Below are 7,269 nucleotides of genomic sequence, written 5' to 3'. Positions count from 1 at the left end.
TTCTGACCCCCCCCCCCCCTCTGCCTAGCGCATCCCTCTTGGGGGCCCACCCCCCCCCCCAAAAAAGGGCCGGTACAGGCAATAAAAATCCGCCGACCAGTTGCGGCACTCGAATGCCAACGGCGTTAGAATGGCCCTTTGTCTTCACCCCTCGGAACCCCGCCCCTTGCTCACCGAACCCCGTCGCCGCGCCTACCTTTCCGCCATGCAAGTGGTGCACTGGCTGCCGCGCGCCGAACTGCCGTTCGCCGCACCGTCGCGCCCCGAGCTGCTGCTGCCGGTGGCGCCGGTCGAGGACCTCGATTTCGACGTCAGGCCGGCACCGGCTGCCAACGAGGCGCCAGTCACCTCCCAGGCCCGCTCCGGCGAGCGACCGAAAATCGAGATTCCGCGCCCGGGCAGTGTGCCCAAGCCGGCCGCCAAGCCCGCCGAGGCCGAGGAGCAGGCCGCGCCACCGCGCCCGGCCCCGGTGCCACCCCCGCGCTTCTCGCTGCAGTTGCTGCGAGCCGGCAGCTGCCTGCTGCTGGTGGAGTTGGCCACCGGCCAGCCGTTCCAGAGCCGCGACCCGTCGTACCTGCTGCTCAAGGACATGCTGCGCGCCGCCGGCCTGCCCGACGCACCGCAGATCATCGGCGAGCCGGTGCGCTGGCCGCTGCTGGTGCGCGGCAACATGGACCAGGGCCCGGAGGCGGCGCGCGATTTTGTCCAGGGCTTTGTCCAGGCGCGCCTGGAGGACGCCCCGTGCACCTGCCTGTGGCTGGTCGGCCTGCCGGCGCTGCGCTTTGCCGCCAATGTCGACGGCGAAGCCTATTACCAAACCCTGAAGCTCGAGGGCCTGGGCGAAGCCTGGGCCTTACCGGGCCTTGAACTGTTGATGGACGAGCCGCAGCGCAAGGCGGACGTCTGGAAAGCCATGCGCCAGCTGATGGCGCGCTGGAAGAGCGTTGAATGAGTGACTCGATCAGCTTCCGCCGGATGACCGAGGCGGATCTGGATGCCGTACTTAAGATCGAATATGCCGCGTTCAGTCATCCCTGGACTCGAGGGATCTTTCAGGATGCGCTCAAATCGTATGAAGTCTGGCTGATGTTCGACGGCCAGCAGCAGGTGGGCCATGGCGTGATCAACGTGATCATCGACGAGGCCCACCTGCTCAACATCACCGTCAAGCCGGAAAACCAGGGCCGCGGCCTGGGCCTGCGCCTGCTCGAGCACCTAATGGCCCGGGCCTACCAGCTCAATGGCCGCGAGTGCTTCCTGGAAGTGCGTGCCAGCAACCAGTCGGCCTATCGTTTGTACGAACGCTATGGTTTCAACGAAATCGGCCGCCGCCGCGACTATTACCCGGTTGCCGGCGGCCGTGAAGACGCCTTGGTGATGGCCTGCACCCTGCTCGAAGATTGAGCAGGGCGGGCTTCAATCACAGGTCCTGTGGCTGAGCCTCCATCGGCTTGGCCAGGTCGCGCAGGCTTCTGGTCACGCTGCCGGTATTGCATTTTGCCGCCGCCTGCTCCGGCGTGTACTTGCGAATGGTGCGGAAGAACAGCTCGCAGGTCTGTTTCTTCTGTGTAACCTGCCACTTGGTCGAGCAGGCATCCAGCGTCAGCTTGGCATCGGCCCGTTGATTGCGCCCCATCCCTGCCTGCCAGCAGGCTGCCGTCAGGTCCTGCCCCATCATTTTCAAGCCGGCAGCATCAGCTGCATCCTGGTTGCCGCCGTGGCTGTCCTTGTCTGCCGCATACCAGATGGCACTAGGGTGGTTGGCACCCAGTACCGGTACCTTGGCACCTGCCTGCGGGCTGATGCTGACCAGGCCCAGCACATTCACCTGCGGCCCGTACTGCTGCTGGATCCAGCTGCGTACCGGCGCGCCGAATGCCACCATCGGCAGAGGCCTGGCGGGGTTTTGCAGGGTCATCTCGCTGACCATGCGCACCTGGTAGTCCTTGAAGTAGCTGTAGGTTTCCTTCAGCGTTTCACCCGCGCTGGCGGGTGCGGCGATGGGAGCGATATCGATGATGGTCTGGTAGGCCGGGGTCTGGCTGGCGTCGATGCCGTTGAATGTCAACAGCTCGGCCCAGCGGTCGGTGGTGTTGGAGCGCAGGTAGTCCTGGGCCTGGGTCAGCGAGTAGTCCGGCGGGAAGTGCAGCAGTTCGATGCTGCGGCGGTTCTGCAGGGCCATGCCCAGCGGCAGGAACAAATACCAGTCGTAGGACCATTTGCCGTCCTCGTTCAGCCGGGTGGCCGCCTGATAGGCCAGTTCACCGCTGTCGAGCAGCTTGCGCAGGGGTTTTGCATAGTTGGCGGGTACGCCACTGATGGTTGCGTGCAGGCGATCGTTGTCGCGGCTTACATGCACCTGGGCCGCGGCATGGCCGTCGCGGCGTACGCTCTGCGTCAGATAGTGTTCTACGGTTTGCTCCAGGGTCCAGTCGCGATAACAGATCACGTGGCAGTTGTTGGGGAAGGCGAAAAGGCGGGTGACGCGCTGGGCGTCGCCCAGGTCGATTCGCGCATCGGCGGCTGCAAGGCCGCTGAAGGCCAGGGCGGCAAGGCTCGGTAATGCCATCTTGTGCATGCTTAACTCCTTGTTGGGCGCAACCGTATTCGGCAGCGTGGCACATACTGTGGCAAGGGGAGCAGGGATGAAAAGGGCTGGATGGCTGCCGCTGATGCTGGGCATGTTGGGTGCAGGAGCGCAGGCCGATGAGCGTGATATCTGGTTGTTCGCGCAATGGGCCGGGGACCATCAGACACGGCCATTTCGCGAGATGCTTGTGGATGCCCGTCTTTATGGCGTGGTGCCGATCCATCAGCTGCTGCGTTCGGCTTCGGATTGGAAGCTTTGCCACGCGTCCCCCTTCGCCGTGCCGCCCGCCAGCAACTGGCCGGCAGTGCGCTCGACGCTCTCGCTGATAAAGACGCTTCATGACCAGGGCATCCTGCGTCAGTTCGAGGTGGTTTCAGCCTATCGAGCCCCGCGCCTGAATGCCTGCGCCGGCGGGGCGGCCAACAGCGCCCATGCCCGGGCGTTCGCTGTCGATATCCTGCTGCCCGACTGGGCGGACCCCAACCCGCTGTGCCGGTTCTGGCAGCAATACGGCCAGGCCTGGAACATGGGCCTGGGGCGCTACCCCTCCGGGCGTATTCATGTGGATACCGCGGGTTACCGTACCTGGGGTGGTGACGGCCGTGCGGGTTCGTCGTTCTGTATCAAGCCCAGATGAGCCAGGCAGCTCCGGCATTCGCCCATCACCCACGTGGCGAAGCGCTGGCGCTTGCCGTCGTCTTCCAGCGGCAGGGGGCTGAGCAGGTGGTAGGCCGAGCCGTCACGCACGAAGCCGAACGGTGCCTGCAACTGCCCATTGTCGAGTTCGTCGCGCACCATGAGGGCTGAGGCCATGGCCAGGCCCAGGCCGGCGCTGGCGGCCTGAATCGACAGGTAAAAGTGCTGGTAGTCGCTGCGCTCGGTGTGCCGGACCTGTTGGCCGCTCAGGCGCAGCCAGTTGGGCCAGGCGCCGGGGCGGGTGGCGCTGTGCAGCAAGCGCTGGCCTTCGAGTTGGAGGGGGGCGGTGGGGTGGCAGACCGGGCCGATCCATTCGTCGCAGATCTTCTGGTTGTACAGCTGTTTGTCCCAGTGGAAGTCATCGCGGCGAATTGCCAGGTCGACACCACTACGTGCGAAGTCCAATGGCCCGCCAGCGGCCACCAGGTGCAACTGCAGGTCGGGATGGGCGGCGTGGAAGCGGGGCAGGCGCGGGATCAGCCAGCGCATGGCGATGGTCGGCTCGCACGACAGCACCAGTACGTTGTCGCGGGCCTGTTGTTGCAAACGCTGCACGGCACCTTCGAGCTGCTCGAAGATCGCCTGGGTAGTGCCCTGCAAGGCACGGCCGGCAGAGGTGAGGAAAATGGCCCGGTTGCGGCGCTCGAACAACTCCACACCAAGGCTTTCTTCAAGCAGACGCACCTGGCGGCTGACTGCGCCATGGGTGACATGCAGGTGCTCGGCGGTGCGCACGAAGCTCTCGGTCTGGGCGGCTATGTCGAAGTAGCGGAAGGCGTTGAGTGGCGGCAGTTTCATGGCATTTGTGTTGCCAGTACCGGCCTCTTCGCGGGCTTGCCCGCTCCCACAGGGTTTCACACCGACTGAGAGTTGTGGGTTACCTGTGGGAGCGGGCGAGCCCGCGAAGAGGCCGGCACCGACACTAGACCTCTGTGAAGAAAACTATCAGATTTGCCTCACTATAAATCGATTTTTCCTGGGCTATAAGCTCTCGATAATTACATGGTCTGTGCATTTCCATCGTCTATCGAGAGCCACCAGCATGACCGAACTCATTGCCGTCGCCCTGTTCACCCTGCTCGCCGTCATCAGCCCCGGTGCCGACTTCGCCATGGTCACCCGCAGCAGTTATGCACAGGGCCGTAAGGCCGGGCTGGCTGTTGCCGTAGGGATTGCCCTGGGGGTGCAGGTGCACGTCCTGTACACGGTGCTGGGCATCGCGGTGATCATCAGCCAGAGCCCGACCCTGTTCCTGGGCATGAAAGTGCTGGGTGCGGGTTACCTGGTCTACCTGGGTTTCCAGTCGCTGACCAACACCCGGCGTATCAGCCTTGACGGTGTTGCCGCATCAGCCACCAGCGTAACGCAGGCCCTGCGCACGGGCTTTCTGACCAACGCCCTCAACCCCAAGACCATGCTGTTCGTGATCAGTGCCTTCACCCAGGTAGTGCAACCGGGCAGCTCGTTGGCGCTGGATTTTGCCTATGGCGCTTTCATGTCCATTGCTCACTGGGTGTGGTTCAGCCTGGTGGCGGTATTTTTTTCCAGTACGGCATTGCGCAAGGCGATGATCGAGCGGCAAAGGCTGGTGGACCGGGTAATCGGCCTGGCGCTGATCGGGTTGGGCCTGGCCGTGGCGGTGACTGGAATGCGTTGAGGTGGCAATTGCATGCCCTGTGCGGGAAGGGTGCAGGCCTGTGGTAATTTTCCGCAGGCAAAGAAAAAGGGCTTACCTTGCGGTAAGCCCTTCGTCTTGTTTGGTGGCTACACAGGGACTTGAACCCCGGACCCCAGCATTATGAATGCTATGCTCTAACCAACTGAGCTATGTAGCCGATGGCGCGCATTATTCTCTTGAACGGCCCCCCTGTCAACACTCATTTCAAAAAAAATTTGCACGCTTTCAAAAACTTAGCGGCCCGGCCCGGGTTCTGCCTTGCCCAACGGCATGTCGCCGGCTTTCAACTGCCCGCTGCGCCAGCCATCGGCGGCTTTGAGGTCGGCTTTCTGTACCGGGCCGATATGCGCGCCATCGAAGGTTACCCGCTCACCCATCGATACCATGCGCTGTTCGCTGCCTTGGATAACCATGGCCTTGCCACTGAGCACCACCAGTTCGTCATGGCCTGCATGGCGGGCGACCTGCAGGCGGGTACCGAACACCTGGATGCGCGCGTCGCCCACTGCTATCTCCATGGCCCTGCCGTCGAGCATCACTTCCAGGTATACCCGGCCCTGCACCAGGTGCAGTTGGCGCGTGCGGCCACGCAGGTCGGCGTTCATCGCACTGGCGCTGCCCAGGTGCAGGGTGGTGCCATCGGCCAGGCGGATGCTACGGCGCTCACCTGCATCGGTATGCAATTCGCTGCCCAGGCGCTGTATCAGCGGCCAGTACAGGTAGGCGGTAGCGGCTAGCCCCAGGAGGAACAATAGCGCCAGCCATTTGCCCAGATGGCTGCGGTGCGCGTTGATCTGCCGTGGACGGACGCGAACGGGCATTGGGCTCATGGGGTTGGTGTGCTCGCGATTAGGGCCGTTTCGCCCAACGATGACGGGTATTTTGGCCAAGGATGCTAATTATATTGAGAACCATTTTCAAGTGTGTCGCGGACAAAGGAAATAAAAGGTAGCTATGTATCTATTTGTTTTCCGATAATCGGATCCCAAACTACGGACGGAGATTCAGGCACATGGCTATCAGTAGCGCCTCCACGGCGCCCACCAGTGCAGCGGCGAGCCAAGCCACGCCGCTGGTGATGCGCATAATCGGTTTCTGCGCCCTGGCGCACCTGATCAATGACCTGATCCAGTCTGTGCTGCCGGCGATCTACCCGATGCTCAAGGCCAACTACGACCTGAGTTTCGCCCAGATCGGCATGATCACCCTGACGTTCCAGATCACCGCCTCGCTGCTGCAGCCTTGGGTCGGCTTCTTTACCGATCGCCGACCGGCACCGAACCTGCTGCCACTGGGCACCCTGTGTACCCTGGTGGGTATCGTGATGCTGGCCTTCGTCGGCAGCTTCCCGATGATTCTGCTGGCCTCGGCCCTGGTGGGTATCGGCTCGTCGACCTTCCACCCGGAAACCTCGCGTATTGCGCGCCTGGCATCGGGCGGGCGCTTCGGCCTGGCCCAGTCGACCTTCCAGGTCGGTGGCAACACCGGGTCGGCTTTGGGGCCGCTGCTGGCGGCAGCCATTGTCATTCCGTTCGGCCAGAGCCACGTGGCCTGGTTCGGCCTGGCTGCGCTGTTCTTTCTCGGCGTCACCCTGATGCTGCGTGGCTGGTACAAGGAGCACCTCAACCAGGCCAAGGCGCGCAAGGCTGTGCAGGCGACCCACGGCATTTCCCGCGGGCGGGTGGTGGCGGCGCTGATCGTGCTGGGCCTGCTGGTGTTCTCCAAGTACTTCTACATGGCCAGCTTTACCAGCTATTTCACCTTCTACCTGATCGAGAAGTTCGATGTGTCGGTGGCCAGCTCGCAGCTGCACCTGTTCCTGTTCCTTGGTGCGGTGGCGGCGGGTACCTTCTTTGGCGGGCCGATCGGTGACCGCATCGGGCGCAAGGCCGTGATCTGGTTTTCGATCCTTGGCGTGGCGCCGTTCACCCTGGTGCTGCCGTATGCCGATCTGTTCTGGACCACCGTGTTGAGCGTGGTGATCGGCTTTATCCTGGCTTCGGCGTTTTCCGCGATCGTGGTGTATGCGCAGGAGCTGGTACCGGGCAGCGTGGGCATGATTGCCGGGATCTTCTTCGGGCTGATGTTCGGCTTTGGTGGCATCGGTGCTGCCTTGCTGGGGTATGTGGCGGACCTGCGTGGCATCGAGTACGTGTACGAGGTGTGTTCGTTCCTGCCTTTGTTCGGGTTGCTGGCGGTGTTCTTGCCAAGTACCGGCAAGCGCTGAAAGATGCACAGAACCTGTAGGAGCAGCCTTGGGGGGGGGGGGGGGGGGGGTCGGCGGCAAAAGAAGTTTTTTTTTCTT

At 63.0% G+C, this 7,269-nt stretch carries 7 protein-coding genes, 1 tRNA gene and 1 pseudogene; 5 read left to right on the top strand and 4 right to left on the bottom strand.

Annotation, left to right across the window (positions count from 1 at the left end):
* Positions 1–166 precede the first annotated feature (166 nt).
* Entirely contained in the window at positions 167–952 is a 786-nt protein-coding gene (locus tag ACLCGK_RS11775; RefSeq protein ID WP_085665090.1) for an energy transducer TonB, read from the top strand.
* Positions 949–1,404, top strand: coding sequence for a ribosomal protein S18-alanine N-acetyltransferase (rimI, locus tag ACLCGK_RS11770; protein ID WP_003256329.1), 456 nt, complete (start codon positions 949–951; stop codon positions 1,402–1,404). The genes ACLCGK_RS11775 and rimI overlap by 4 nt, the downstream gene beginning before the upstream one ends.
* A 16-nt stretch (positions 1,405–1,420) precedes the next feature.
* Here rimI and ACLCGK_RS11765 read toward each other — a convergent pair whose 3' ends face one another.
* Entirely contained in the window at positions 1,421–2,578 is a 1,158-nt protein-coding gene (locus ACLCGK_RS11765; protein WP_410952052.1) for a hypothetical protein, read from the bottom strand.
* Between the two features lie 67 nt (positions 2,579–2,645).
* On the opposite strand from ACLCGK_RS11765, the gene ACLCGK_RS11760 reads away from it, so the two are divergent.
* A complete protein-coding gene (locus ACLCGK_RS11760) occupies positions 2,646–3,227 on the top strand; it encodes a D-Ala-D-Ala carboxypeptidase family metallohydrolase (RefSeq protein ID WP_410952051.1) in 582 nt (193 codons plus the stop codon).
* On the opposite strand, the gene ACLCGK_RS11755 is transcribed toward ACLCGK_RS11760, so the two are convergent.
* Positions 3,167–4,084: a LysR substrate-binding domain-containing protein gene (locus ACLCGK_RS11755; protein ID WP_410952050.1), complete on the bottom strand. Its 918-nt coding sequence runs from the start codon at positions 4,082–4,084 to the stop codon at positions 3,167–3,169. The genes ACLCGK_RS11760 and ACLCGK_RS11755 overlap by 61 nt on opposite strands.
* Positions 4,085–4,328: 244 nt before the next feature.
* Between ACLCGK_RS11755 and ACLCGK_RS11750 the strand changes: the two genes are divergently transcribed.
* Entirely contained in the window at positions 4,329–4,943 is a 615-nt protein-coding gene (locus ACLCGK_RS11750; protein WP_410952049.1) for a LysE family translocator, read from the top strand.
* Between the two features lie 101 nt (positions 4,944–5,044).
* Here the strand turns inward: ACLCGK_RS11750 and ACLCGK_RS11745 are convergent.
* Together ACLCGK_RS11745 and ACLCGK_RS11740 are read right to left on the bottom strand one after the other, a co-directional pair.
* Positions 5,045–5,121: transfer RNA gene (locus tag ACLCGK_RS11745), tRNA-Met, on the bottom strand.
* A 100-nt stretch (positions 5,122–5,221) separates the two neighbouring features.
* Positions 5,222–5,794, bottom strand: a pseudogene (locus ACLCGK_RS11740) (FecR family protein); the annotation flags it as partial.
* 182 nt (positions 5,795–5,976) lie between these two features.
* On the opposite strand from ACLCGK_RS11740, the gene ACLCGK_RS11735 reads away from it, so the two are divergent.
* Complete coding sequence (locus ACLCGK_RS11735; protein ID WP_023661338.1) at positions 5,977–7,191, top strand: MFS transporter; 1,215 nt, start codon at positions 5,977–5,979, stop codon at positions 7,189–7,191.
* The last annotated feature ends 78 nt before the right edge of the window (positions 7,192–7,269 follow it).

It is taken from the genome of Pseudomonas sp. S1(2024), assembly GCF_046557535.1.
Note: the sequence above shows the minus strand (reverse complement) of the source record. Positions and strands in the feature narration are given on the sequence as shown.

Bases quoted from the DNA above. Each gene is read 5' to 3' on its own strand.
- ACLCGK_RS11735 (WP_023661338.1), top strand. From the start codon at position 5,977: ATGGCTATCAGTAGCGCCTCCACGGCGCCCACCAGTGCAGCGGCGAGC.
- ACLCGK_RS11750 (WP_410952049.1), top strand. From the start codon at position 4,329: ATGACCGAACTCATTGCCGTCGCCCTGTTCACCCTGCTCGCCGTCATC.
- rimI (WP_003256329.1), top strand. From the start codon at position 949: ATGAGTGACTCGATCAGCTTCCGCCGGATGACCGAGGCGGATCTGGAT.
- ACLCGK_RS11765 (WP_410952052.1), bottom strand. From the start codon at position 2,578: ATGCACAAGATGGCATTACCGAGCCTTGCCGCCCTGGCCTTCAGCGGC.
- ACLCGK_RS11755 (WP_410952050.1), bottom strand. From the start codon at position 4,084: ATGAAACTGCCGCCACTCAACGCCTTCCGCTACTTCGACATAGCCGCC.
- ACLCGK_RS11760 (WP_410952051.1), top strand. From the start codon at position 2,646: ATGAAAAGGGCTGGATGGCTGCCGCTGATGCTGGGCATGTTGGGTGCA.